The sequence below is a fragment of the Candidatus Aminicenantes bacterium genome, assembly GCA_026393855.1.
GTDB lineage: Bacteria > Acidobacteriota > Aminicenantia > Aminicenantales > UBA4085 > UBA4085.
Map to the genome: position 1 here is coordinate 63,497 of JAPKZJ010000072.1, position 26,064 is coordinate 89,560.

General features: G+C 64.4%; 18 protein-coding genes. 8 read left to right on the forward strand and 10 right to left on the reverse strand.

From position 1 onward, the window contains the following. Positions 1-18 precede the first annotated feature (18 nt). From NTZ26_08930 to NTZ26_08940, 3 genes are all read left to right on the forward strand, one after another. Positions 19-513 carry a prolyl-tRNA synthetase associated domain-containing protein gene (locus tag NTZ26_08930; protein MCX6560627.1) on the forward strand — a complete coding sequence of 165 codons (495 nt, stop codon included), beginning with the start codon at positions 19-21 and terminating at the stop codon, positions 511-513. Between the two features lie 64 nt (positions 514-577). Further along, entirely contained in the window at positions 578-1,738 is a 1,161-nt protein-coding gene (locus NTZ26_08935; protein MCX6560628.1) for a type IV pilus twitching motility protein PilT, read from the forward strand. A gap of 16 nt (positions 1,739-1,754) precedes the next feature. Further along, a complete protein-coding gene (locus NTZ26_08940; protein MCX6560629.1) occupies positions 1,755-4,190 on the forward strand; it encodes a hypothetical protein in 2,436 nt (811 codons plus the stop codon). Here NTZ26_08940 and NTZ26_08945 read toward each other — a convergent pair. Beyond that, complete coding sequence (locus tag NTZ26_08945) at positions 4,177-6,552, reverse strand: hypothetical protein (GenBank protein MCX6560630.1); 2,376 nt, start codon at positions 6,550-6,552, stop codon at positions 4,177-4,179. The genes NTZ26_08940 and NTZ26_08945 overlap by 14 nt on opposite strands. Before the next feature lie 605 nt (positions 6,553-7,157). On the opposite strand from NTZ26_08945, the gene NTZ26_08950 reads away from it, so the two are divergent. Both NTZ26_08950 and NTZ26_08955 read left to right on the forward strand, forming a co-directional pair. Beyond that, positions 7,158-7,775, forward strand: coding sequence for a Crp/Fnr family transcriptional regulator (locus NTZ26_08950; protein ID MCX6560631.1), 618 nt, complete (start codon positions 7,158-7,160; stop codon positions 7,773-7,775). A 124-nt stretch (positions 7,776-7,899) separates the two neighbouring features. Continuing rightward, a complete protein-coding gene (locus NTZ26_08955; protein ID MCX6560632.1) occupies positions 7,900-8,766 on the forward strand; it encodes a 4Fe-4S dicluster domain-containing protein in 867 nt (288 codons plus the stop codon). 4 nt (positions 8,767-8,770) lie between these two features. Here NTZ26_08955 and NTZ26_08960 read toward each other — a convergent pair whose 3' ends face one another. The 7 genes from NTZ26_08960 to NTZ26_08990 form a co-directional block, all read right to left on the reverse strand. Beyond that, complete coding sequence (locus tag NTZ26_08960) at positions 8,771-11,596, reverse strand: M14 family metallopeptidase (protein ID MCX6560633.1); 2,826 nt, start codon at positions 11,594-11,596, stop codon at positions 8,771-8,773. Positions 11,597-11,741: 145 nt separating this feature from the next. Further along, on the reverse strand, positions 11,742-12,386 hold the full coding sequence (locus tag NTZ26_08965) for a DUF6305 family protein (protein ID MCX6560634.1): 645 nt from the start codon (positions 12,384-12,386) through the stop codon (positions 11,742-11,744). Between the two features lie 33 nt (positions 12,387-12,419). Continuing rightward, positions 12,420-14,153: a C69 family dipeptidase gene (locus NTZ26_08970; GenBank protein ID MCX6560635.1), complete on the reverse strand. Its 1,734-nt coding sequence runs from the start codon at positions 14,151-14,153 to the stop codon at positions 12,420-12,422. 16 nt (positions 14,154-14,169) lie between these two features. After that, positions 14,170-15,894: a C69 family dipeptidase gene (locus tag NTZ26_08975; protein ID MCX6560636.1), complete on the reverse strand. Its 1,725-nt coding sequence runs from the start codon at positions 15,892-15,894 to the stop codon at positions 14,170-14,172. A 31-nt stretch (positions 15,895-15,925) separates the two neighbouring features. Next, positions 15,926-17,113 carry a succinylglutamate desuccinylase/aspartoacylase family protein gene (locus NTZ26_08980; GenBank protein ID MCX6560637.1) on the reverse strand — a complete coding sequence of 396 codons (1,188 nt, stop codon included), beginning with the start codon at positions 17,111-17,113 and terminating at the stop codon, positions 15,926-15,928. Then, complete coding sequence (locus NTZ26_08985; protein ID MCX6560638.1) at positions 17,110-17,265, reverse strand: hypothetical protein; 156 nt, start codon at positions 17,263-17,265, stop codon at positions 17,110-17,112. The genes NTZ26_08980 and NTZ26_08985 overlap by 4 nt, the downstream gene beginning before the upstream one ends. Before the next feature lie 11 nt (positions 17,266-17,276). Then, positions 17,277-18,590 (reverse strand): C4-dicarboxylate ABC transporter, encoded by a 1,314-nt coding sequence (locus NTZ26_08990; protein ID MCX6560639.1) that lies wholly within the window; start codon positions 18,588-18,590, stop codon positions 17,277-17,279. 374 nt (positions 18,591-18,964) lie between these two features. Between NTZ26_08990 and NTZ26_08995 the strand changes: the two genes are divergently transcribed. Continuing rightward, positions 18,965-20,740: a L,D-transpeptidase family protein gene (locus NTZ26_08995; protein MCX6560640.1), complete on the forward strand. Its 1,776-nt coding sequence runs from the start codon at positions 18,965-18,967 to the stop codon at positions 20,738-20,740. A gap of 13 nt (positions 20,741-20,753) precedes the next feature. Here the strand turns inward: NTZ26_08995 and NTZ26_09000 are convergent, their stop codons facing one another. Beyond that, positions 20,754-21,506, reverse strand: coding sequence for a radical SAM protein (locus tag NTZ26_09000; protein MCX6560641.1), 753 nt, complete (start codon positions 21,504-21,506; stop codon positions 20,754-20,756). A gap of 166 nt (positions 21,507-21,672) precedes the next feature. Between NTZ26_09000 and NTZ26_09005 the strand changes: the two genes are divergently transcribed. Both NTZ26_09005 and NTZ26_09010 read left to right on the forward strand, forming a co-directional pair. After that, complete coding sequence (locus NTZ26_09005) at positions 21,673-22,959, forward strand: alpha-L-fucosidase (GenBank protein MCX6560642.1); 1,287 nt, start codon at positions 21,673-21,675, stop codon at positions 22,957-22,959. A 23-nt stretch (positions 22,960-22,982) separates the two neighbouring features. After that, positions 22,983-24,839 (forward strand): right-handed parallel beta-helix repeat-containing protein, encoded by a 1,857-nt coding sequence (locus NTZ26_09010; GenBank protein ID MCX6560643.1) that lies wholly within the window; start codon positions 22,983-22,985, stop codon positions 24,837-24,839. 294 nt (positions 24,840-25,133) lie between these two features. Here NTZ26_09010 and nagB read toward each other — a convergent pair whose 3' ends face one another. Then, positions 25,134-25,919, reverse strand: coding sequence for a glucosamine-6-phosphate deaminase (nagB, locus tag NTZ26_09015; protein MCX6560644.1), 786 nt, complete (start codon positions 25,917-25,919; stop codon positions 25,134-25,136). Between the last annotated feature and the right edge of the window lie 145 nt (positions 25,920-26,064).

The following is a 26,064-nucleotide window of genomic DNA, read 5'->3' on the forward strand; positions in this document are numbered from 1 at the left end:
ACGGGGAGGGAAAGGTTCATGAGCTCTGATCGGGAACAGCAAGTCCTCGCGGCCCTCGCCGCGCTCGGCCTGGCCTACGCCAAGCGCGATCACCCGCCCGCGGCCACGGTCGAGGAGGCCGTCGGATATTGGCAAGGCATCCCCGGCGCCCATTGCAAGAATCTTTTCCTGCGCAATAAAAAGGGGAATCATCACTACCTGGTCATTGCCGAGCACCGGCGGCCGATCGACCTCAAGGCCCTGGCCAAGATTCTCCCGGACGACCGCCTCAGCTTCGCCTCCGACGAGCGGCTGGCCCGCCACCTCGGAGTGACCCCGGGGGCGGTCTCGCCCTTCGGCTTGATCAACGACGAGGCCCGGGCGGTGGTCGTCATCGTCGACGAGGGCCTCCGCGAGGCCGCATTCGTAAGCTTCCACCCCAACGTCAACACCTCCACGGTGACGATTTCTTGGGCGGCCTTCCAGGCCTTTCTGGCCTGGCGGGGGAACCCGGTCCGCACCGTCCGCTTCTGACCCGGCCGACCTGGAAATTCCGGCTTAAAGAGGCTATCATGGGGCTCCCGCAAGGAGTCCTGCGATGATCATTATCGACCTGCTCAAGAAGCTCGTGGAGATGAAGGGTTCGGATCTCCATCTTCTGGCCGGCCTCCCTCCCGCCGTCCGCGTTTACGGCGAGCTCGTCGCGCTGGCGGATTATGAACGATTCACGCCGGACGGCTTGCAGGGTCTCCTTTACAGCATTCTGACGGATGAGCAGCGGGAGACCTTCGAGCATGACAAGGACACCCGCTACGAGCTCGATTTCGCCTACGGCGTCTCGGGCCTGGGCCGTTTCCGCGTCAACATCCACAAACAGCGGGGGACGACGGCGGCGACGTTCCGCGCCCTGGCCGCCCAGATTCCCCTCCTGGCCGATCTCGGCCTGCCCGACTCCGTACGGGCCTTCACCACGGCCAAGCGGGGCCTTGTGCTCGTGACCGGCCCGACCGGCAGCGGCAAGTCGACCACCCTGGCGGCTCTGATCGACTCCATCAACACGAACCGCACCGACCACATCGTGACCATCGAGGACCCTATCGAATATCTCCACAAATCGAAGAAGGCGTACGTCACCCAGCGCGAAGTCGGCCCGGCCGGCGACACGCTGTCCTTCAAGAACGCCCTGCGGGCGGCCTTGCGCCAGGACCCCGACGTCATCCTGATCGGCGAGATGCGGGATTTCGAGACCATCGGCATCGCCATCACTTCGGCCGAGACCGGGCACCTCGTCTTCGGGACCCTGCACACCTCGAGCGCGGCCCAGACGATCGACCGCATCGTGGACGTCTTCCCGTCGGAGCAACAGCCCCAGGTCCGGGTCCAGTTGGCCTCCAACCTCCTGGGAGTCATCTCGCAGGTGCTCTTGCCGCGGGTGGATGAGCCCGGGCGCTGCATGGCCTGCGAGGTGATGATGTGCAACTTCGCCATCCGCAACAACATCCGGATGGGCAAGACCGAGGCCATGATCCAGACCCTGCAGACGGGCCTGGCCGACGGCATGCAGACCATGGATCAGTCGCTCCTTAAGCTCTGTAAGGAGGGCAAGATCGACTATGAGATCGCCAAGCCCTTCATCTACGATAAATCCACCCACGAAACGCTCAAGATGTTCAGCCGCCGCCCGGCCCCGCGTCCCGCGGAGCCCGGCGCCGCTCCCCGCCCGTCCCCCGGCCAACCGCCGTGGGAACGGAAATCCTGATCTTTCCGGAGGCTCCATGACTTGTCGAGAGGCCCTGCGCCGCACCCGCGCTCTGTCCATGCCCCCTCATCCGCTCCCCGTCGAGGAGACGGCCGCCCGCGAGCTCCAAGCGCTCGCCGAAGGGGCCGTCCTGCGGTCCGAGCCGGCCCGCAGGGGCCGCCCCGTACGTCCCGAAGAGCGGGACACACGTGCCGTACGCCTCGAAAGCCAAGGCACACGGTACAGCACAGCCTGGGACGGCAAAGCCCGCCCCGCCCGCGGCGTCTTCCATGTGGCCGTGGCCGACGCGGCCTGGCGCCGCCGGATGGCCGCTGAGAAGGTCGTCCCGCCGAAAGGCCGGGAATGGTTCTGTTTGACCCTCGAAGCGGACGGCGCGGGCGCTCTCATCGCCTCCTCGCCGGCTTTCCTTGTCACGGGCGCCCTGCACCTTGTCGAGGACTTGGCGGGGGAGGATATCTCGCGCGTCCGTTGCCGCCTTGTGCCGATCACGTTCGGTATCGAGAAATCCACTTTCGATATCGTCCTGACCCAATACGGCCGGATCATCCGGCCCTTCGACCGCGATCGGTACATGCGCGAATATGCCCGGCTGGGATTCTCCCAGGTCGAGGTCAACGGCCTGGCCACGCCGCATCCCTGGGAGCAGGGGCCGCCCGACGAGTTCTACCCGGATTTCTACACCTACTGCCCGGCCTTGGATCAGTTCACCTCGAGCCGCCTGAACCGCGGCTTCTATCCCCAAGAGTATCTCGACGCCAACCTGGCCCGGCTGAAGGAGAACGTCAAGCGGGCGGTGAAATACGGATTGACGCCCGGCCTGCTCTGCTTCGAGCCCCGCTCGATGCCCGAGGAATTCTTCCGAAAATACCCGACTCTGCGCGGGCCGCGGGTCGACCACCCGTTCCGCAGCTTCAAGCCGCGCTTTGCCCTGACCCTGGCTCACCCCGCCGCTCGGGCCCACTATGCCGAGCTGATCACGAATCTCCTGCGGGAGGCGCCCGAGCTGGCCTTCATGGCCGTCTGGTCCAACGACAGCGGCTCCGGGTTCGAGCATACCAAATCCCTCTATGTCGGCCGCAACGGCGGGCCCTACCTGGTCCGGGAATGGAAGGACGACGAAGAGATCGCCCGGCTGGCGGCCGAGAATGTGGCCCGGTACTACTGCGTCCTGCGCGACGCGGCTGCCGCGGTCCATCCCGGCTTCCGGATCATCACCCGGCTCGAATCGTTCTACGGCGAACGCAAGCACCTCTGGCCGCTGCTTCGCGACGGCATCGACGTCGAGGTCAACTCGCTTCAGACGACCGGTTGGGAGAACAACTACGCCCATCCCGTGCACAAGGACATTCAAGTCCTGGGGTCTCTCTACCACAACACCCTTTCGGCCAAGGAAGGCGAGACGGCGGCTGAGCTGGGGCGGCGCGGCAGCCGGGCCTATTTCTATCATTATTTCGCCGCCTTCGGGAACTTCGAGCCCTTGCTGGGAATCCCGTTCCCGTGGCTGACCCACGAAAAGCTACAGGCCGCGGCCGAGCGCAAAGCCCCGGGGCTGGCCCAAATGGGCGGCCTTCATCCTCCCGACAAGGCTCCGTATGCCGTCAACCAGGATGTTTTCCGGGCCTTCCAGCTCGACCCCAAGCAAGGGATCGACGCGGCCGTCCGCGGCATCGCCGAGCGCTACGCGGGAGCGAAGCGGGCCGGTCGGCTGGTGCGCGGCTGGAAGCTCGTGGATACGGCCGTCCGTATGGCCGTCCCCCTGCCCCTCTATGCCGGGTTCGGGACGGTTTGGAACCGCCTTCTGGTCCGGCCGTTCGTTCCGGACATGGAGGCCATCCCGGAGCTGGAGCGGGCCTATTACGAAAAAATCATGGTCAGCTCGATCCACAACCCCAATAAGGTCGACCTGGCCAAGGACGTCCTCTTCGAGCTGGTGCCGACGCCCTACGCCGTCAAGGCCGTCAAACGGATGGACCGCGGGGTCTGGAAGCCGCTGGATCAGGCGATCGCGGTCTTTATGGCGGCGCTGTCCGCCGCCCGGGCCGACGGCGACGCCAAGGGGACGACGGTGTTTCGCGATCAATGGGTTCGGGCTCGGGCTTTACGGGCTTGGTTCGAAACCCAGAGAAACGCCGCCGCTTGGATCGCCTGCGTCCACGGTTGGACAGAAACACGGAGTTTGGCCCGCCGGAAAGTCCTGCGGGCCCGGTTGGACGAGGCCATCGGGCGCGAGATTCGGAACGCCGAGGCGATGATCGCGCTCTGGGCCGAGGCGGGGGTCGAATGGATGATGGTGGCCGAGGTCGGGGAGACGCCGTTCATCCACGGCGAGAATTTCCCCGATCTGCTGGCGAAAAAGATCGCCCTCATGCGCCGGCACCGGCGCGACGAGCCGCGGATCGATCCCGACTACATGTTCCGGCTTCCGGACGGTCCGAACTTCAAGGCGTCTTGACGACGTCCCGCCAATAGCGGAGCTTGCCCCGTTCGGGCGAATCCGGGCTGCCGTCATAGGCGAGGCCCGAGTTCCAGGGCTTGTTCTCGATCAGCAGCTTCCCTTTGTAGAGGGCCTTGGTCAGGTTGACAATCGTGTAAGCCAGTCCGGGCCCGTCTTGGGCGGCGAAGAGGAAATCGCCGTTCGTCTCGAAATCCCCGAAGGCGACCTTTCCGGCTTCGTAAAGGTAGCGGGGCCGCTTGTTGTCGCGGGCGATATCCCGCCGCAGATCGGCCTTGGCGCCCACGACGAAACGGCGGCCGCCCGCCGTGATCTCCACGGCCAGCCCGGCCCGGGCGGACGAGCCGGGCAGCAGCTTGACGCTGGCCGCCAAGGGGGCCGGATCCGCTCCGGCCGGGTGGGGGATGAGGACGGTTACGAACCCGGTCGATTCGCCCAGCTCGAAGTGCTGGGACCGAGTCTGGTGGATGGTCATCTCGTCCTGGTAATGCCGCTTCTGAGGCTCTACGCCCTCGAGCCGGAATCCCGTGTCGGGCAAGACGATGAGCAGGCGCTTGTCCTGCGGCAGGGGAACCGTGATGTTTCCGGCCGTGTTGGCGATGCCGTCGTAGCCGGTGTCGAACCAGCCGGGGCCCTGGGCATGGATCTTGCGGGTATGCCAGAGGTCGGCTAAAGTGAACCACTCCTCGCGCAGGGATTTGAAGAAATCGAAGACGACGTAAAACCCGCCCTCCTTGACGTAAGCGATGACCCGATCGGCCTGATAGCCCCAGTTGTCGTCGATCGTCCGGGCCCGGCCATAGCCGATATCCGGCAGATCCAGGAAATCCACCTTCTGGGTCCGGACCTTGCGGTAGGAACCGGCGTCGTGCAGGAAATCGAGCACCTTCTGGCCGGGGATGGCGGCGAATCCGGGAGAGCTGTAGCGCGATTCGCCGTCCTTCTGGCCCATGAAGATCTTCTCCGGCCGGACGACCAGCCGGTTGTGGAAATAGTCCTGGCGGAACTGGCCGTAGGGGCCGCTGGGCATATAGTCGCGGTAGCCCGCGTCATGCAGCAGGACCGACCCGCCGTCCATCAGCAGGGCGATGGAGTTCTCGTCCGCGTGGCCGTGGGTCATCTTCTCCTCTTCGACGGGGATGGTGTCGCGGAGGTAGTCGCGGAAGTTCAGCCCGCCGTCACCCTCGTCCCGATAGTTCCAGAGCAGGTACGAGGCCTGCGGCCCCCAGCCGTTGCGAAAGACGATCTTTTTGCCCTGGATATCCTCCATGACCTCCCGCGAGACGGCGGGCGGTTCGGCCGCGGCGACGGCGTCGCTGCCCCAGCGGACGATGTCCATGAACATATAGCCGAGTCCGACACTCGTCGGGGTCTTGAAATCGACGAACTTGCGGGCCATCCGGGCCGCCGCCCACTTGATCTGGGGATTCTTGTACCGAGCCGCGGCCGCCTCGAAGAAGACCAGGTAGTGCGGCCAATTGGCTTCCCAGTGGGCGTCGCCGAAGTCGGGGATCATCCCGGCCGGACTCATCAGGTTCAGGAAATACTGGGCGTAGTAATATATCTCGGGTGTCGCGAACAGACCGTCCAGATCGTGCCGGGCTTCGGCGTAGCCAAGGAGGGAATAGAGCCAGACGCCGTGGTAGATCGTGGCGTCTTCGATCTCCCAGTGGCCCCAATTATCGTCGCCCAGAGCCCGCCGCTGCATGTCCCAGGTCTTAACATCCGGATCTCCGGGCAGGGCCCGTACGGCCCAGGCCAGGTTTTCGGCCCGCAGCATGGAGCGGTTCATCGCCCCCCATTCCTGGGTCCGGAGCATGTAGCGGATGCTCTCGGAGATGATCTTGGCGCACTTGGCGTCCTCCTCGGCCGTGAGCTGACCCATCCGGCGCAGATCTTCGTAGGCCCGGATGTAGCGCATGACGGTGAAGAAATCGGACAGGGCCGGGACGGCGTCGTCGTAGTCGTAGCGCATCTTGCGGGCCCAATCGGGAAACTCCGACCGGTAGTCGCCGTAGGTCAGCAGCACTTTCTTGGCCCGGGCCGCCTGTTCGGGCTTGCGCTCGCGTTCGAAGAGCTGGGCGTAGATCGAAGCCATCTCCAGGAGGTTGCCGGGGGACCGATATCCGAAGACGTTCTTGGGATCGAAAGACTTCCGCCAAGCGGCGATCGTCTCGTCGAAGTGGGTCCAGGCGTAGTCGGCCGAGGCCCGGGCATAAGCCAGGTATTGGGCCATGGGGACTGCGGTGAGGGCCGGCGCGGGAGCGCTGGGGGTTTGAGAAGAGACAATCCCCGTCGAAGCCAGGACAAGGACTGCGGAAAAAGCGGCGAGAGCCGGCCGGCGGATAGGGGAAGATTTCATGATGTTGGCCTCCGGGGAGTGGATGAAACGCACCGTATTATCATATTCAATTAGGGGCCTGGCCTCAAATCCAACTTCCCCCAATTCCGGTGAGGCCGGTTCGGGATTGCCGTCCCGGCAATGCTTTGATAGCCCTCGCCAGGACGGTTGCCTCAACAGTCCTCGCGAGGGCGGCTTCGGGCTCGCCTCGCCACATACAGCCGAAGGCGCTGACAGACTCCCTCCTTTGAAGGAGGGGCTGGGGAGGTGACATCAATAAAATCAAAAGTGCCAGGCGCCTTCGGAATAAAAGGATTCCTTGGCGCCTCCAGCGCTTCGCAGTCCTCGTCGGGACATCGCCCCGACCGTCCCCGCGAGGGCGGAACTGCGCATTCGAGATCGTCCGGTCTTGGAGACCGCCCACTCCATTTCGCCTTCGTTTGATGGTCGCGTGCTCAAACAGCCCTCGGCGCGTGGCTAGTGCCACGTCCCCTCTGAGAGTTATGGAAAAAGGCGCCGCCCTTGCGATTTCGCCGTTGGCCGACACTCCGAACTGCCCAACTTCCCCGGAATTGGGTGAAAAGTCTAGTCAGATAGTTTAATTGCCCTTCGGATATAATATGCAAATGAACGAATTGCCGGCCGAGATCAGGCGCCTGGGACGCGAGACGCTCTTCGCCAAAGGAACCGCCCTCTTCCAGGCCGACGAGCTTGCCTCCGTCTTTTGCTACGTCCTCTCGGGCGAAATCCGGGTCTTCAAGCTGGACGATCAAGGCCGCGAGCTCGAGGTCACCCGGCTCGGAAGCGGCGAATTCGTCGGCGAGGCCTTCGCCCTGGTCCATGGCCGCTATCCCTTCTTTGCCCAGGCCGTGCGCGAAAGCCGGGTCCTGGCTTTTCCGGCGTCGGCCGTCGATCGGGCCATCGCCGCTGACCCAGGGGCGGCCCGGTTTTTTGTCCGCCTCCTGGCCCGCAAATGCGTCCAGCTCAGCGCTCGGGTCGAGAGTCTGGGCATGCGCACCGTTCGCCAGCGGGTGGCGGAGTTTCTCCTCTCCCGCTGCGGCGGGTCAGGCGGCTGCCGGGTCGATCTGCCCATGAGCAAGGGCGAGCTGGCCAAGTCCCTGGGCACGGTCGGCGAGACGCTGTCGCGGACGCTGCGCCAAATGCGCGAAGAGCGCCTGATCGAGGTCCGGGGCAAAGCGATCCGCATCGTCGATTGCGGCGGGCTTAAGTCCCTGATCGGGTGAAGTTGCGGCGGCCGACGCGGCCGATCCCCGTCGATCCCTTCCCGATTCGGGAGTGTTTCTTTTTTGACTTCGGTCAAGGAAGGCCCGGCCCCAATCCGGGATAATGACGCCGAGGAGAATACCCATGGCCAAGAGAAAAATAATCGAAATCGATCGCGATCTATGCAACGGCTGCGGCCTCTGCACGACCGCCTGCGCGGAGGGCGCGCTCCGGCTGGACGAGGAGGGCAAAGCCGTCCTGGTCCGGGAGCTGTTCTGCGACGGGATGGGTGCCTGCCTGGACGTCTGCCCGACCGATGCCCTCAAGATCATCGAGCGCGACAGCGAAACATACAACCCCCAAGCGGCTTACCAGCATGTCCTGAAAACCCGGGGCCAGGAGGCTGCCGAGAACGTCCACGGTATCGGGGACGGGGGCCATCATGAGGGCCGTGAGCACGATCACGACTACGGACACCATCAGGGGCCGCCCGGCCATGGAACCGCTCACGGGAAGGGCGGGCTTGCCGTCGCGGCAGCGGCCACCAAACGAGTCCCTGCGATGGCTTGCGGCTGCCCCGGCACCTTGGCCCAAGAGATCAAGCGTGAGCCCGAAGCCTCAACGGACAAAGCCGTCTCGGGCCGGTCCGAGCTGACCCAGTGGCCGATCCAGCTCCACCTGGTTTCGCCTCTCTCCCCCTACCTTCAGAACGCCGACCTGCTGGTGGCCGCCGACTGCACCGCTTTCTCCCTGGGCAGTTTCCATCAGGATCTGCTCAAGGACAAGAAGCTGGTCATCGCCTGCCCCAAGCTGGACGAAACCGGGAATTACGTTGAGAAACTGGCCGAGATCATCAAGATCAACGCAATCCGCTCGCTGACCGTGGCGATCATGACCGTGCCCTGCTGCGCTGGCCTTTACCGCATGGTCGAGGATGCGATCGAGCTCTCGGGCGCTTCCCTCAAGCCGCGCCGCGTGGTCGTCGGGATCGACGGCAAGATCAGCGGATAATCCTCTACAGTTTCGCCTCCTGGGCTGAGCCATAATAAATCCCGTTGAACAGGAACTTGAAAGTTCCATGCGGCTGGCCGCGGAAAGCGATCTCGGGGCCGAATAGGAAGAGCCGGCCTTTGGCCACAGGGGCTTCGATCGCCTGAATGCCGCGCCAGAGGTAGGCATCGCCCCAGACCCAGCCGCTGCGGAGCGGGTTTTTGTTCTCGAACCAAGCCACCGCTCGCACATTCTTGAGCGCCGCCTCCGGCATCAAGTCAAAGACCGGGCTGTTGTCGAAAAACACATCGACCAGTTCGGGCAGGCCATAGGCCAAAGGATTGGTGTTGTCGACCCTGACCTGGAGGATGGAGCCCGGGACATAGAATTTCTCGCGGGCCGGCGCCGTTTCGCGGCCATCGGCGGCCTTTTCCAGAAGGTGGTTGGCCACCGGCAGGCCGAGGTGATAGGCCAGCGCGGTCGAGCCCGATATGGTGATCACCGTTCCCCCTTCTTCGAGGAATTTCTTGATCTGGGGGATGGTCTTTTCCGCCGTTACCCGGCCGACCATGGCCTGGAATTCGGCCGGAATGTTGGGCGGGGTCGTCGCTCCGAACCCGCCGCGGGCGGCTCCCTCGCGGCCCGGAGCCGTATAGGCCGGAATGCCGCCTTCGACGAAGATCAGGACGTCAAACTTCGCGGCGAGATTCCCCGCATCTAAGACGGGCGCGTAGACGACCTCGAACGAGAATTCGAAGCGCTCCAAAATCCAGCGCATCCAGCCGGAATCCATCGATCCGCCGTAGGTATCCCAGAGGCCGATCCGAACGGGCTTGAGCTTGAGGGCTTCCCCCGCCGGGCGCAGATCTGCGGCCTCGACGGCCAAACCGAGGTCCTTAGCCGCCTTGTCGAGAATCGGCAGGGCGGAGGGGCGGGCCGGGACGTAGATCGTCCCCGCCGGGTAGGTCTTGCCGTTGGCCTGAAGCGAGCTCTTGAGCCAATACACTTCTTCGCCTGCCTTCAACAGTCGATTGGTCGCGATGACCGCGTCGTTGACCTGATGGCTGATCAGGAAACCGGCCGCCTTGGATTTATCCGGCGAAAGGGCCGAAGCAGGAGGCTTGGCGAATCCGACAATTTCCTGGAAGGGGCCGTCGAACGGGTCCAATATGCGATCGAATTGGATGCCCATCTGGTAGGCCACCGTCCAGCCGGCGCTGTCATAGGGCGGGCGCGGAGGTCCGCCGGGATAGGCGAAATCGTTGGGATGGTCCTGCGGCTCGAACATCGACATCAGATGGGCCCGGAAAGCCTGGGCCGTCTTGACGATATAGGATCCCGCGGGATAGGTCTTGCCGGCGACGGCGAAGGCCTTGGTCGCCCGGTCGACCGCGACGCCGCTCTTGATCAGGGTGTTGACGAACTTGGTCGCAGTCAGGAAGTCGGGCTGGTCGGACGGCAGGATGAAGCCGCGCGGGTCCCTCTTGGCCGGGTCTCGCAGAGCCTCATAATACTTCATGGACACCGAACCGCCGCCGCGCTGTCCGCCCGCCCCTGGGGCCCCGGCTCCGGCCGTCGCCGGGACGGTTGCCGCCGCCGTTCGCTCCTGTTCAATGCGCCTCTGCAGCGAAGCCACGTCGTGCGGCTGGAACGTCCAGTTGTCGGCGCTGCCTTTGGCAATGGCGTTGCGGCCCATCACGTAGCGATTCCAGAGCACGTCTTCGCGGCGCTCGGCGGCGAAGTTCAGGATGGCCTTGCCGGCGGTGATGGAATAGTCGATCGATTGCCGGAAGTGCCATTTCTGGGGCATGATCGGGTAGGGGTAGTCGCCCGTCGGAAGCATCCGGGCGGGGACGAAGGGAATATCGACCGGAGTCGGGTTGCCGATGATCTCGGTCAGGATGCCGATGGCGTTGTGGAAGTAGCCCGTGCTGCGCAGGCCGCCGTTCCACCAGGTCGAGTAGCTGGCCCCGCCGCGCATGATGGCGCCGGGCTTGCCCTCGGCCGCGAACCGTTCGTGCATGGCCAATCCGAGCAGGTCGGTGCCCAAGGGGATGAGCGGGTCGAAGTCGTAATAAAACGGGTCGCGGAAGGGGGGACAGAACAGGACGGTGCCGGCCGGGCCGGTCTGGTGCTGGTTGTAGATGAACTGGGGGTGCCAGTCGATGAACAGCTCCCGGCTGACGGCCTCGGTCTCGGACTGGGTGACCATGTAGAAATCGCGGTTGTTGTCGTGCCCGATGTATTTCTGGTACAGCCGGGGCAAGCCGCTCATCGAGCGCTTGAGCGGATCCTTGTCCCGCATGTACCAGTCGGCCACAAGCTGCAACCCGTCCGGGTTGACCGGGCAGACGAGCAGGATGACGTCGTCGAGGAGCCGGAGCGTCTCCGGATCCTTGCCGCTGACCATCTGCCAGGCCAGCTCGATGATGGCTTGGCCGCCGACCACTTCGGTGGCGTGGAGGCCCCCATCGATCCAGACGACCGCCTTGCCCTCGACGGCGAGCGCCCGGGCCGATACGTCGGTCAAGCCTTTGGCCAGCGCCAGCCGGCGGCTAATGTCTTTGTAGTGGGACAGCTTCTTGAGGTTGGCCGGCGAGGAGATGATAGCCATGACGATCGTCCGGCCTTCTTCGCTCTTGCCGATGTCGACAACCGTCATGCGGTCGGACTCTTGGTCCAGCTTCTTCCAGTAGGCGACGAGCTGGGTGTAATTGATCATCTGGTAGTCGTCGCCGACGGCGAAGCCGAAGTGCTGTTTGGGCGAGGTCGGTCCCGCCGCGGCGAAAAGCGAGGCGGCCGAGATAGCGAGGACGAGGACGAGGGCGGGGATCTTTCTCCAGGACGGCATGGAAACCTCCGGACGGTTGGATCGGAAGGGGGAATTTATATCAGAGCGGGGCCCAAATAAAAAGCCCTGCCCTCATCGCCCCGTGCCTTTCGGCTGGGGGCGATGAGGACAGGGCGGAAGAAATGGCGATTCGCGCCGCCGCGGATCAGTTGAACATCTTTTTGACGATGTCCACCAGGCCCAGGGCGTAGTCGACCTGCTGGAAGGCGATCTTGCCCTTCTCGGCGATCTTGCTGAAGCGCCCGTCCTTGTTGCTGTCCTTGGTCACGACGATGAAGTCGGCCATGGGGGCGACGGCGTCGATCATCCGCTCGTTGTCGCTGCCGGCAGGGCCGCGCCCGGCCTCGCCGCCGACGTGGACGGCGATGAGCATGATCTTGTTCTTCTTGCAGTAGTCGACGAGCTTCTTGACCCGGGCTTCCTCGGTGTCGATGGTCAGGCCCGAGGCACCCATGCCCTTGAGGCTGGCGCCGATGGCGAAAATAACGGCCTTGTAGGGCGTGCCCTTGGGGAACTTGGCCAGGTCGGTGTTGCTTTCGACGTGGAAGCCTTCGGCCGACTGCTTGCCGCCCAGCCCGACGCCGGCTGCGAGAAGCTCGGGTGTGGGGACGTCGCAGTAGTCGTACTTGAGGTCGGCTTCTTCCAGCACGATGTTCAGGGCGTTGACGTCATTGCTCTGCCCGGCCGAAGTGGTCAGGATCGGCAGCTTGGCCTTGGGGACAACCGCCTGGGCCGCGGCCAGGGAGGCCAGGGCCGCGACGGCGAGTAGGACGATCAGGACTTTTCTCATTTTTTTCACTCCTTGGGGACGGCGGGTCCGGCCTTAGCGGCGGCCGCCGGGGGCCGGCTCGGGCTCCAGCCAGGTGTCGACCATGCGGACGGCCTTGTTCCACTGCGGAACGAAGGCGTTGACGCGATCCCGGGTCCGCTTTTCGACGTTGTAGTACCCGAGATGGATGTATTTGACGAGCAGCTTGTCGCCCAGATCCCACCAGCCGGCTACCATGCGGTCGGCCAGCTCGATGGCGGTCTTGGTCAGATACTCGCGGGCCTTGGCCGGGCTCTTGGCGTAGAGCGCCAGGGCCGCCTTGTCGATCTCGGGGATCTTCTGGATGGCGCCGCCCTCGAGCTCGAGCTGAGCCTTCTGGACGTCCTTGATGGCCTGGTTGTAGACGACCTGGGTGTGGAAGTCGACATAGTCGCTGGCCCAGCGGGCGGAGGCCCGGTTGAAGACGAAGTGGTCGCCGACGGTGAAGGACTTGGGCACGGCGTTCATGCCGGCATAGAGCGGCATGTAGATCGCCGTATCCTGCGGTCCGAAGGACAGCCAGATGATGCCGCCGATCTCGTTCGGCAGGCCGGGCCGGCACTGCACCAGGCTGGTGTACTCGACGTTGGCGACGCTGATCTTGCGGGTCGCGCTGTAATAGTTGGGGTTCTGGAAGGGGCCGCCGCGGATGCCCTGGACGGGGTCGAAGATCGTGCCGTAGGACTTGTCGCGGGTCCAGTTCATGACGTCCTGGGCCGAGAGCTTCTTGTCGGGCTTGACCGAGAAGGGCAGGTCCATGTTGGGCGTGTTGGGGTTGATCTTAAGGGAGGGGGCGCAGCCGTCCAGGAAGCGCCACAGCCGCTGCCGGCCGCCGTTGCTGCTCAGGGCCGAGGCGTTGGCCGGGGAATAAGCATGCTTCCAGCTGAAGGGCTTGCCGGAGGCGGGGTCGTAGAGCTTGTTCTCGATGGCGCAGGAGACCACGTTGGACGAGGCCATGAAGAAGTCCTTGTCCTCGAGCTTGATCTCGCCGATGCGGGACTCGTTGGGGCAGACGCTGACGTGGTCGTCGGGCACCCGCTGGGCGCACCAGACCGCGCCGGGCTTGCCGCTCTCGGGCGTCCACAGCGGGCCGACCGGCATGATCTCGAAGATCCAGACTTCGTTGGGGTCGGACACGGCGAACATCTCGCCGTCGTCGTTGAAGCCGTAGCCGTACTTCTCGGCCAAAGCCCCCATGGTTGCGATGCATTCGCGGGCCGTTTTGGACCGCTCCATGCCCAGCAGCGACAGCATGGTCAGGTCGATCTTGGCCGCCGGAGTGTTGTTGACCAGCTTGCGGACCGTACCGAGGGTGGACTCGGAGATGGCCACCTGGTTCTCGTTCATGTAGCCGAACATGCCGTGGTGGTAGGCGTAGGTGTGGGAGATTTCGGGGATGGCGAATCCGGTATCGCCCTTGGTCGCCGCGAGCGTCCACTTGGTGCCCTCGGCCCAGGTCGTGTACTGGTTGATGTGCCAGATCTTGCGCACTTCGCCGGTCTTGTGGTCCTTGGCCGGGACGTGGCCCCAGGTCCAATCGCAAGTGCCGCAGTCGCAGGTGTGGGTCGTCATCGTCGACCCGTCGGTCGACGCGCCCTTGCCGACCATAAGAACCGTGCAGGCCTCATGATCGGGGGTCAAGGTCAGGTCCGGCGTCTCGGTCCGGGCCGGTCCGACGAAGGCGAAAACGGCGGCCATCAGGCCGACCGTGAGGGCGGCCGCGGCCGCCCAGCTCTTGGGGTGTCTCATCGTCCGTCTCCTTTGGTTATTTTTCCAGCCATATATCGACCATCCGTACGGCTTTGTTCCAGACGGAGCCGTACAGCTGGACGCGGGCTCGGGTGCGCTTGGCGGCGTCGTAAAAGCCAAAATGGTCGTATTTGACGAGCAGGGCGTCGCCCAGGTCCCACCAGGCGGCCACCACCTTCTCGGCGTTCTCGTTGCTAAATTTAGTGATGAGCTTGACGGCCTCGGCCGGCGATTTGGCGTAGAGGGCCTGGGCCTGCTTGTCGATCTCGGGGATCCGGGTCAGGGCCCCGACTTCCCACTCCAGCTGGGCCTTCTGGACGTCCTTGATGGCCTCGGAGTAGACCGGCTGGACATGGAAATCGACGTAGTCGAAGGCCCAGCGGGCCGAAGCCCGGTTGAGGATGAAATGGTCGCCGACGCCGAAGGACTTGGGCATCGTCGTCACCCCGGCATAGAAGGGCATATAGCACGCGGTGGCCTGGTCGCCCCAGGCGAGCCAAGTGAGGCCGCCGATCGGATCGGGGAGCCACGCTCGGCATTGGGTGACGGTCGTGTACTCGGCGTTGGAGACGCTGATTTTGCGCGTCGCCGTGTAGTAATTGGGGTTCTGGAAGGGGCCGCCGCGAATGCCCTTGACCGGGTCGAAGACGGTGCCGTAGGACTTGTCCCGGGTCAGGGTCATGACGTCCTGGACCGAAAGCTTCTGGTCCGGCTTGACGGCGAAGGGGAAGTCCATGTTCTCGAGGCCGGCGGCGAAGTTTTTCGATGGCGCCACGGCCGAGAAGAATCGCCACATCCGCTGCCGGCCGCCGTTGGTGCTCAGGGCGCTGCCGGCGCCGGGGGAATAGGCCCGCTTCCAGTTGAAGGGCTGGCCCGATGCGGGGTCGTAAAGCTTCTGCTCGACGGCGAACGAGACCGCGTTGGGTGAGGCCAGGAAATAGTCCTTGTTGGCCAGGTCGATCTCGCCGATCCGCGATTCGTTGGGGCAGACGCTGACCTGGTCGTCGGGCACCCGCTGCGCGCACCAGACCGCGCCCGGCTTGCCGCTCTCGGGCGTCCAGAGCGCGCCGGCCGGCATGATCTCGAAAATCCAGACTTCCTTGGGGTCGGTCACGGCCAGCATCTCGCCGCCGTCGACGAAGCCATAGCCGTACTTCTCGGCCAAGCCGCCCATGAGCAGGATGGCCTCGCGGGCGGTCTTGCAGCGCTCCATGGCCAGCAGCGTCAGCATGGTGATATCGGTCTTGGCGGCCGGGGTAGGATTCCCTATCTTGCGGACGTTGCCGATGGTCGACTCGCCGAAGGCCAGCTGCTGGTCGTTCATATAGCCGAAGACGCCGTGCATGTAGCCGTAGGTGTGGGCCGGCTCGGGGATCTCGACCCCGGCGTAGTCCTTCTTGATCATGTCCCACTTCAGGCCCTCGCTCGGCGGCCAGGTCTTCATCTGCGAGATGTGGTAGAGCTTGCGCATCTCGCCCTGTTTGTGGTCCGCGGCCGGCACCTTGAGCCAGGTCCAATCGCAGCTGCCGCAGTCGGCGGTATGGGTGGCCATGGTCGAGCCGTCCGTCGAGGCGTCCTTGCCGACCAGGATGACGGTGCAGTTATCGAGCGTCGGCTCGAAAGCCGTGGCCTCCGCCCCGCCGGAGGCCGGCCGTGACGGCAGGGCCAGATAGACGAGGGCGGCGGCGGCTAGGGCCAGGGCGGCCGGAAAACGGAAGGCGGATCTTCGGGTGGCGGTCATCTGCGGTCTCCTTGGCATTCGGATGGGGCGGTCATTCGTAGTGGACCCGGCCCGCTTCGGCTTTGGCCGGATCACGGTAATACTTGCCGACGCCGTCGCGGATGAGGTCGGCGTACTTGGGCGCCCCGGTCAGGCGGATAGCCCGATCGGGCGTCTTCTTGCTGAACTGGCGGAGGATCTCCAGGGCCGTGCTCATATGCTGGCCGACCCGCTTGTCCATGGGCCAGCCCTTCTCGTCATAGGGGACGAAGAGCTTCTTCTTCTTGGCCAGGCTGAGCAGGAAGGGATCCTTGCCGTCCAGGAGGAACTTGACCGTCTTGGGGCCGGTCGGCTGGTCCAGGAACGGGATGGGCGCTTCGAGGAGGAAGGGCAGGGTGTCGGAGAAGTCGCCGATCTCCCGGTGGGACAGGCCGCGGAAGTTCTGGGGTGACGGCTCGACGTGGCTGTCGAACCCCTCCATAGCCTTGACCATCATGGTGGCGAGGGTAGCGATCTTGGCCGATTTTTGGGGCGCGACGACGCAGTTGGTGACCGGGAACATCGTCTCGGCCCCGTGGAAGTCCAGCGCCACGTCGATCTTCTCGCGCCGCATCATCTCCATGGCCGCAAAGGTGACGCGCTCCATGATCGGACCGTCGGGCCGTCCGGGCCAGGTCCGGTTGATGTTGCGGACGTCGAGGTAGGAGAAGGCTTGCTTGTCGGGGTAGTGGATGTAGGCGTCGGGGTCGGGCCAGGATTCGAGCGGCGAGGTGTCCCGCGTGCCCATCCGGAAGCGGACCTGGCCCCAGTCGGTGGGGATGTCGAAGTAGAGCGGGTAGCCGTCGCCCGCCTTGGTGTTTCGGCTGGCGGAGCGGTTGAAGGTTGGGATGATATACAGCGTGCCCTTCTCGACCACGGCGTTCTCGATCAGAATCTGGCAGGCCAGGAGCCCGGCCGGCTCGTTAGCGTGGGTGTCGGCCAGCAGCAGGGCTTTGCCGCCCGGCTCGGCGCCTTCCATGACGAAGACGTCGGTGTCGACGAAGCGGCCCTTGAGCGCGGGGAGGTAGTCGCTCAGCTTGATGACCTTGGTGACGCCGGGGCCGGCCACGATCGGCATTTGCGAGTGGCGGTGCTTGTAGAGGGGGATTCCGCCGGCCACAGCCAGGGCCGCGGTAAGGACGGCCAGGAAGGCTTTGACGCGACCGGGATGGGCCAATTCGGCCTTGGCCGGGGCGCTCATTTGACCCTCAGGAGGCGGAGGACGAGCGGCACGATGACCAGCAGGCCCAGGATCATGTCGTTGGCGCTCTTGCGCTCGCGCAGGAAGTTCCAGCCGAGCAGGAGGACCAGCGCGGCCGTGATCAGGTAGTATAGGATCATGATGACGTTCATGGCGGGGCTCCTCACATGCTCCAGCGGACCAGGAAGGCCAGCTTGGCGCTGTAGACGACCATCAGGATGCCGGTGACCGTGATGACCAGCCAGGGCAGCCAGGTCTGGCGGAGGAAGGACCAGTAGGTGCCTTTATACTCGGAGACCATGACGCTCAGGCGTCCGATCAGGGCCGTCGGCGGCAGGCCGTCGCCGAGCGGCCAGAGGATGCTCAAGCCGGCGATGGCCACCGTGGCGTGCAGGCCGATCGAGTCGAAGAACCAGATCAACGGGATGCCCAGGATGGCCGCCGCGCCGTAGGTCAGGACGCCCTCGGACACGGGGATGATGACGGCCAGCAGAATGAACAGCAGGACCAGCGGAATGGAGATGACGGCGTAGGAGATCATGCCGCGGACACCGGTGGCGGTCATGATCTGCTGCAGCATGCCGACCACGATCATGGTGGCTAGCAGGGGCAGGAGGCGTTTCATGGTGTTGCGGGCCAGCTTCAGGACGTCGGGCTTCTTGGGGCTCACCAGCCAAGCGGTGAAGGCGGCGGCGCTGAACTCGAGCGGCAGGCCGAAGATCGGTGTCGCAAAGGGCCAGGTCCGGTTGGCTATGACCATGCCGAAGAAAACCAGGAACGGCAGGAGGACGCGCCAGCCTTTCATATTAGCCGGGGCCGGGGGCAGGGCGGCCAGAGCGGCGGCTTTGTCCAGGCCGCCTTCCTTTTTAAGTCCCAGCCAGAGGACGGTGAACGTGCCCAGGATGAGGACCGGGATGCCCAGCGTGTAGGTGAACCCGACATAGGGGATGGCTGTGCCGGCGCAGAGAATCATCGCCCAAATGTTGACCGGGGGCGCGGCCGCGGCCAAGCCGGCCACGATGAAGAGGATGGCGGCGGTCTTGCGCTCGGGGATGCCGAGTGCCTTCAAGGCCAGGGCCACCGGGGCGCCGACGACCAGCAGCGAAACGCTGCCCGCCCCGGTCAGGGCGCCGGGGATCAGGATGATGATCATCAGCACCAGGAGGGCGACGACCCGGACATTGTAGAACAGCCGGATGGCGCCGCGGACGACGTAATTGACGCCGCCCGACTCGCTGACCAAGGCCATAAAGAAGGTGGCGGTGGAAAAGACGAGCATGACGTCGAGGTAGGGGAACATGCCCTCGACCAGATGGCGGGGCAGCTCGCCGAGCGGCGGCGTCTTGAGGAAGGCCCCGCCGATCCCGCCGACCAGGGCGGCGGTCAGGATGCTGATCTCGACCGACAGCTTCTTGAAACTGGCCGCGGCGTAGGCGGCCACCATGAGGAGGAGGAGGACACCGACTTGTAGGGTCATGTTGACTCCAAGCGGGCATTGTATTCCCCGCTCCAGTCAGGGTCAAGAAGGGCCTCAGGATATGGGGATTCGCTCTGGCGGAAATTTTTGCGCCGTGGCGTCTCGTTTTTCTCGGCGGCTCGGTACTCGCGGCCCGCATCGATCTTACGGTTTTTGTACGGTCCGCTTAAACATCCTCGCCGGCCCGCTTCTTTCCGAGCGGGCTCCCCTCGAAAAACGAGAACACGCGGCGAAATTTCCGCATCGGCGCTCATCCCCATTCCCTTCGGCCGAGTTTGATCTACTTTTTCTGAGTAATGCCCGTAATATAGCAGACCGGCTTTCTGGAAAATTGACCGGCTCCCGGGACTTGTCTATGATGGGGCGGATTTCATATGCTCCCAGCCATCCGGATGAATCGAAGCCAGCGCAAATGGGTCTATGCCGTGTTGGCGGCGCTCTGTGTCCTGGCGGCCGGCTGCCGGGGGAAGGAAGCCGCCGCCGCCCGCCCTATGACCTTCGACGAGCGTGTCCGTTACGCCATCTGGGGCCGCCTGCAGACCGTCGAGGACCCTCCGCTCGTCTGCGCGGCGGGGGAGCCGGTTCTGGCCGCGGCCGCCGTGCGCGATTTCTTCAGGGCTCGAGATTACCGCCCGGCTTGGAGCCAGGCAGGAGTCAGAAAGCCCGCGGCGGACGAGCTTATATCCGCTATCCGAGACGCCGGACGGGACGGTCTTTCCCCCGACGATTATCATTTGGCTGCCCTCTCCCGCCTGGGCGACGGCCGCGAAGTCGTCTGGACGGCCGAAGCGGACCTCCTGCTGACGGACGCTTTCCTCCTGTTCGCGTCCCACCTGGCCGACGGCAAGGTCGATCAAGATGCGCGTAAAGCCCGCTGGGACGGACGCTCCGCCAAAGCCGACTTGGCCTCCGTTCTGGAACGGGTCTCGGCCGGAGGGGATCTCCGCTCGGAGCTTATGAATCTATTGCCGGGGCATGAGTATTATGCCGCTTTGCGGCGGGACTTGGCCCGCTACGAAGAGCTGACCGGCCGGGGCTGGCGCGAGCTGCCGGACGGGCCGGAGATCAAGCCCGGCGACTCGGACGGCCGTGTCCCGGTTCTCCGCTTCCGGCTCGCGGCCGAGGGTCTTGGCCCGATCGGAAGGCCGGAGGCCATCGATCGCTTCGACGAGCCCTTGGTGGACGCTCTTTGCTCCTTCCAACAGAGACACAGTCTGCCGCAGACCGGTTGGCTCGATCCGGCCACCCGGGCGGCGCTCAACGTCCCCGCTTCGGCTCGAGCCCGCCAGATCGCCCTGAATCTGGAGCGCTGGCGCTGGCTGCCGGCCGACCTTGGGCCGCGCTATGTCATGGTCGACGTCGCGGACTTCGAGCTCTTCGTTGTCGACGCGGCCCGCGAGGTGATGCGGATGAAGATCGTGGCCGGTACCCAAGTCTGGCCGACTCCCTGCTTCACCAGCCTGATGACCGACGTCATGGTCAACCCGTCCTGGAATGCTCCGTCCCGCGTCCTGGCCCGGGAGCTGGTCAACTACATCCGGGCCGACGCCAACTACCTGAAGAGCAACGGCATGTACTTGTTCCGGGGCCAAGGCCGGGAGGAGATGCTGGTCGATCCCGGCTCCATCGATCTGGCCGCGGTGACGGAGAAGAATCTCGATTTCCGGCTCGTTCAGATGCCCGGGCCGCTCAACGTCCTAGGCCGCCTCAAGTTTACCCACCCCAACCGGTACGACATCTACCTGCACGACACGCCGTACCGCTCCGATTTCGGCCAGGCCGTCCGGACCTTCAGCCACGGCTGCGTCCGGGTCGAGCGTCCTCTCGAATTCGCCGCCTATTTGCTCGGCGGCGAGCCGCGCTGGACGCCGGAACGCGTCCAGGAGCAGATCGACAAGGGCGAGGAACGGATGCTTTTGACAGCCAGCCGGATCGCCGTCCACGTCTTTTCCGGCACGGCTTGGCCGCTCGCAGACGGCAGCGTCCATTTCCGGCCCGACATCTATGCGGCCGACGGATGGCTGGCCGCGGCCTTGGCGGAGAAGCCGCCCGCCGCGCCGGTTCGGGTTCGGCCCGAATTCAATGAAGAGAAGGCCCCCAAGCCGCCTGTCCGGCCGGGGAAGCCGGGTCCCGGAACGCAGGATCGCTAGCTTTTTCCTCCGCCTAAAAGAGGATCCGGTGGGGAATCCCGGTGGCGCGCAGGGCTTTGGCGATCGCCTGCCTGCGCTCGCTGAAAAACGCGTCGGTCAGGGCGGCGCCGAAGCCGTGCCGCTCGGCGAAGGCCCGGATGTGGGGGACGTAGTTCAACCGATCGACAAGGATCTCGTCGACCTTGCCGGCCAGAAGGCCGACCAGGCGGGCATGGTCGCCGGGCAGGACAGGTCCGATGAATGCGGTCGTCCGGACTCCCACATCGTGGAAGCGGGCTAGCGCCTCGATCCGCTCGGCGGGAGGGGAGGCGCCGGGCTCGAAGAGCCGGGCCACGCGCTCGTCCTCTGTCGTGATCGAGATCGTCACCGTTATCTCCGGAATCAATCGGATGAGGTCGAAGTCGCGTACGATACGGGCCGACTTGGTCTGGATGCGGATGGGGTGTCCGGCGCCGCGCAGGATCTCCAGGCAGGCCCGGGTCAGGCCGAACTGCTCCTCGGCCGGCTGGTAGGGATCGCAGACCGAGGCGATCCAGATCGTGCCGGGCTTGGCCTTCTTGACCTGTCTGGCCAGGAGCTCGGGGGCGTTCGTCTTGGCGTCGACGAAGGTCCCCCACGGCTCGGCGTGGCCGGAGTAGCGGGGGATGAAGAGCGCGGCATAGCAATAGCGGCAGCCCACGGCACAGCCGGTATAAGGATTGACGCAGTACTCGTGGATCTTCGAGGCATTGAGGATCGACTTGGCCTGGACTTCGCGCACAATCATGAGGATTCATTATAGCGCATGGAATAAATCTAAACCCTCGCGATTTCGCCGTTGGCCGAACACCTCGACGCCTGACCAACCCGCACAGAATGGAAAAGAGATCGACTTGAAAATACGATCTTCTATCTATAGTCTAGGAAAAAAGCTCGCTCGCTAGGAGGCCGTAATGAATTGGTGGACCGACGCCCGCTTCGGCATGTTCATCCACTGGGGGCTCTACGCCCTGCCCGCCCGGCATGAATGGGTCAAGTTCAACGAGCATATCACCGACGCCGACTATCGGAAGTATTTCGAGCAGTTCAACCCGGACCTCTACGACCCCAAGGAATGGGCCCGATCGGCCAAGGCGGCCGGGATGAAATATTTTGTGGTTACGACCAAGCACCATGACGGCTTCTGCCTGTTCGACTCGAAGCACACCGATTACAAAGCCCCGGCTACGGCCAACGGCAAAGACCTCATCGCCCCGCTGGTCGAGGCCATGCGGGCGGAGGGGCTTAAGGTCGGGCTCTATTATTCCCTGTTGGATTGGCACCATCCCGATTACCCCGTGGACAAGCAGCATCCCCAGGGGAACGATGCCGTTTTCCGCGAGCAAGCCAAAGGCCGCGACGTAAAAAAATATGCCGCCTATATGCGCGATCAGGTCAGGGAACTGCTGACCAATTATGGGACCATCGACTATCTGTTCCTTGATTTCTCCTTCCCGGGCGAGGACGGCAAGGGGCGGGCGGATTGGGAGTCCGAGAAGCTCCTGGCTCTGATCCGCGAGCTGCAGCCAAACATCCTTATCAACGACAGGCTCGATTTGTTGGACGTTCCGGGCGGCTGGGATTTCCGGACTCCCGAACAGTTCATGCCCGAAGAATGGCTGACCATGAACGGCCGCCGGGTGCCTTGGGAGACCTGCCAGACCTTTTCCGGAAGCTGGGGCTACCACCGCGACGAGGCCACCTGGAAGAGCGTCCGCCAGCTCGTGGTCACGCTGATCGAAGTCGTCGGCAAAGGCGGCAACTTCCTGCTCAACGTCGGGCCGACGGCCCGCGGCGCCTTCGACGACCGGGCCGAGGAGAGGCTGGAAGGCATCGGCCGCTGGATGAAGCTTCACGACCGCTCGATCACCGGGTGCACCCAAGCCCCGGACGAGTTCCCCAAACCCGCCCATGCCTTTCTGACTTATAACCCTGTGGCCAAGCGGCTTTATGTCCATGTCCTGGAATGGCCGATCGGGACCCTGACCTTGCCGGGGCTCGGCGGCAAGGTCCGCTATGCCCAGCTCCTCAACGACGCCTCGGAGATCCCGTTCCGGGATGCCGCCAACCCTCGCGACCTGGGCTATATGGGCTTCATGCCGGGCGAGCGCAAAGATGCCGACGACGGGGCGGTCGTCCTGCGCCTGCCCGCCGTCAAGCCCGCCGTCGAAGTGCCGGTGATCGAGATCATCCTCAGATAGGCTGACGAGCGCGAGGTGCCGATATGCGAGGGCGATACACGCTTTTTCTTCCCGTTCTGATTCTTCTTTCTCTTTCCGGTTCCGGCGGCGGGCTTGGCGGCAGGCTTCGCCCCCAAGCCGTCATCCGGGTCACCGACTTCGGGATCAAACCGGACAGCCGCGAGAATGCCGTCCCCGCCGTCGTCAAAGCCCTGCAGGCCTGCCGCGGCCTGAAGAATCCCGTGCTGGTTTTTCCAGAGGGCCGCTACGACTTCTGGCCCGTGCCCGAGCTGCAGAAGGATTACTTCGAGTCCAACACGACGGACAACAACCCCAAGCGGCTGGCCGTCTTCATCGAGAGCTTCGCCGGGCTGACCGTCGACGGCGGCGGCTCGAGTCTAATCTTCCACGATCGCATCCAGCCGTTCACCGTGGACCGCTCGTCGGACGTGACGATCCGCAACCTGTCGATCGACTGGGAAGTCCCCTTGAGCGCCGAGGCCGTGGTCGCCGCGGCGGGCGAAGAATCGATCGATCTTCGGATCGATCCCGCGCGCTATCCCCATCTGATCGAAGGCGGCAAGCTCGTCTTCGTCGGCGAAGGCTGGAAGAGCGCCTGGTGGGGGACGATGGAGTTCGACGGGGAGACCCTGCGGGTCGTCCCGGGCACGGGGGACGCCGGTTGCCTCGGCCGAGGCTGGAACGATTATCGGGCCGAAGAGCTGGAGCCGGGATTGGTGCGACTGAATCGGCGCTTCGGCCGCCTGCCCAAGCCCGGAAACGTGCTGGTTCTCCGTCATAGCGAGCGCGATCACGCCGGCCTTTTTCTGGCCGACAGCCGGAACGTGACGGTCGAGAAAGTCGACCTCTACCACTGCGCCGGGCTGGGGCTCCTGGCCCAGTTCTGCGAGAACGTCACCCTGCGCGAGTCCAACGTCGTCCCTTCGCCAACCCGCAAGGCGCTCTCCGGCCACGACGACGGGGCCCACTTCTCCAACTGCCGCGGGCTTGTCCGGATTGAAAAGTGCCGCTTCCATGGTTTGATGGACGATCCCGTCAACGTCCATGGAACGAGCGTTCGGCTTATCGCCAAGCCCGCCCCCGACAGACTGGTGGCCCGCTTCATGCACGACCAGTCGACGGGGATGCACTGGGGCCGCCCCGGCGACAAGGTCGGCTTCATCGAAAACGATTCGATGCGCACGATGGGGGACGGCGTCTGCGCCTCCTGGGAGGCTCGCGACCGCGACACCTTCGAGATCCGCTTCGCGGCGCCCGTCCCGGCCGGGATCGAGCCGGGGGATGCCCTCGAAAACCTGACCTGGTCGCCGGACGTTGAAATCCGCGGCTGCCGCTTCGACTCCAACCGGGCTCGGGGCGTCCTGGTTTCCACACCGGGCCGGGTCGTGATCGAGGACAATCGATTCGAATCGAGCGGCTCGGCCATCCTGATCGCCGGCGACGCGAACCAATGGTACGAATCGGGCGCGGTGCGTGACGTGACCATCCGGCGCAACCTCTTCGCCGCGCCCTGCCTGACCTCGATGTATCAATTCTGCGAGGGGATCATCAGCGTCTTTCCCGAGATCCCCAAGCCGGATCCGGCCTTCCCGTTCCATCGCTCCATCCGGATCGAAGGCAACGAGTTCTATCCCTTCGACTATCCGGTCCTTTACGCCAAATCTGTGGACGGGCTGACGTTTTCAGGCAACCGGCTGGTCCGCAGCCGGGCCTTCGCGCCGTTCCACGCCCGGAAGGCGACCGTGACCCTGGATTCCTGCTGCAATGTCAGAATCGAGGGCAATACATTCGAGGGCGATGTCTTGGGAAAAAATATCGTCCTGACCGGGACGGCCGCATCGGAAGTGACGATCGGCCCCGGGCAGGGTTGGATTCGTTAATAGTGTTTCTCCTATCGCCGGGGGATGGTCGGGCAGTATGGCGTTCGGCCAACGGCGAAATCGCGAGGGCGGCGCCTTTTTCCATAGCTCTCTGAGGGAAGCCAGCGGCCGCTGAGGGCTGTTTGAGCACGCGACCATCAAACGGAATCGAAACGGAGGGGGTGATCTCCGAGATCGGGAAATCTCGAATGCGCAGTTCCGAGGCGCCGAGGAGAGCTGTGGGAAAAGGCGAGAAGAGCCCGAAGCCGCCGGGCCGAATGCCATGATGCAGGCCCCGGCGATGGGAGGACCGCTTTATTTATCTTTCTGCCAGCCCGGCTTGTGGTCGAAGACCCAGCGGTAGTACTCGGCCCGCTTGAGATCGGAAGCGGCTTCCTCGTCCAGCAGGAAGACGGCCCGGGGATGCATCTGCAGGATCGAGGCCGGGACCATGGCCGTGATCGGCCCTTCGGCCGCGGCGGCGACGGCGGCGGCTTTCTTTTTCCCGAAGGCCAGAAGCAGGCACATCCGGCTTTCCATGATCGTCCCGACCCCCATGGTGATGACGTGGAAGGGGACCTCCTCCGGGTCGCCGAAATCGGCGGCGTTGTCCCGGCGGGTGCGGTCGGTCAGCGTCTTGATCCGGGTCCGCGAGGCCAGCGACGAAGTCGGCTCGTTGAAGCCGATGTGGCCGTCGCTGCCGATGCCCAGGACTTGGAGATCGATCCCGCCGCAAGCTCGGATGGCCGCCTCATACTCGCGGCAGGTTTTCTCGACATCGGGGTCCATGCCGTCCGGGATGTGGATGGACCCGACGGGAATGTTAAGACCGTCGAAGAGGTGCCGCTTCATGAAGGCGTGATAAGACGCGGGATGCTCCGGGGGCAGGCTGATGAACTCGTCCAAGTTGAACGTCCGGACCCTCCCGAAATCGAGCCTGTCGCGGCGGCGCATTTCGACCAGCTCGGCATAGAGAGGGAGGGGGGAGTTCCCGGTGGCCAGGCCCAGAACCGCGTCAGGCTTGCGGCGGATGAGGCCGGCGACGATGCGGGCGCCTATGGCGCTGGCTTGCCGGCCGTCCGGCTGGATAATGATTTCCATGTTGGAAGATGGCAATTATATCATGGCCGGAGCGGTGCCGGTAGGGGCCGCCGGACCCGACCGAGCGGACCGATAGGATTTCTTGGAGAATTGAGGTAAACTCTTCCTCCCCGACGGATGCGGCGGGAAAGGATTCCACCATGAC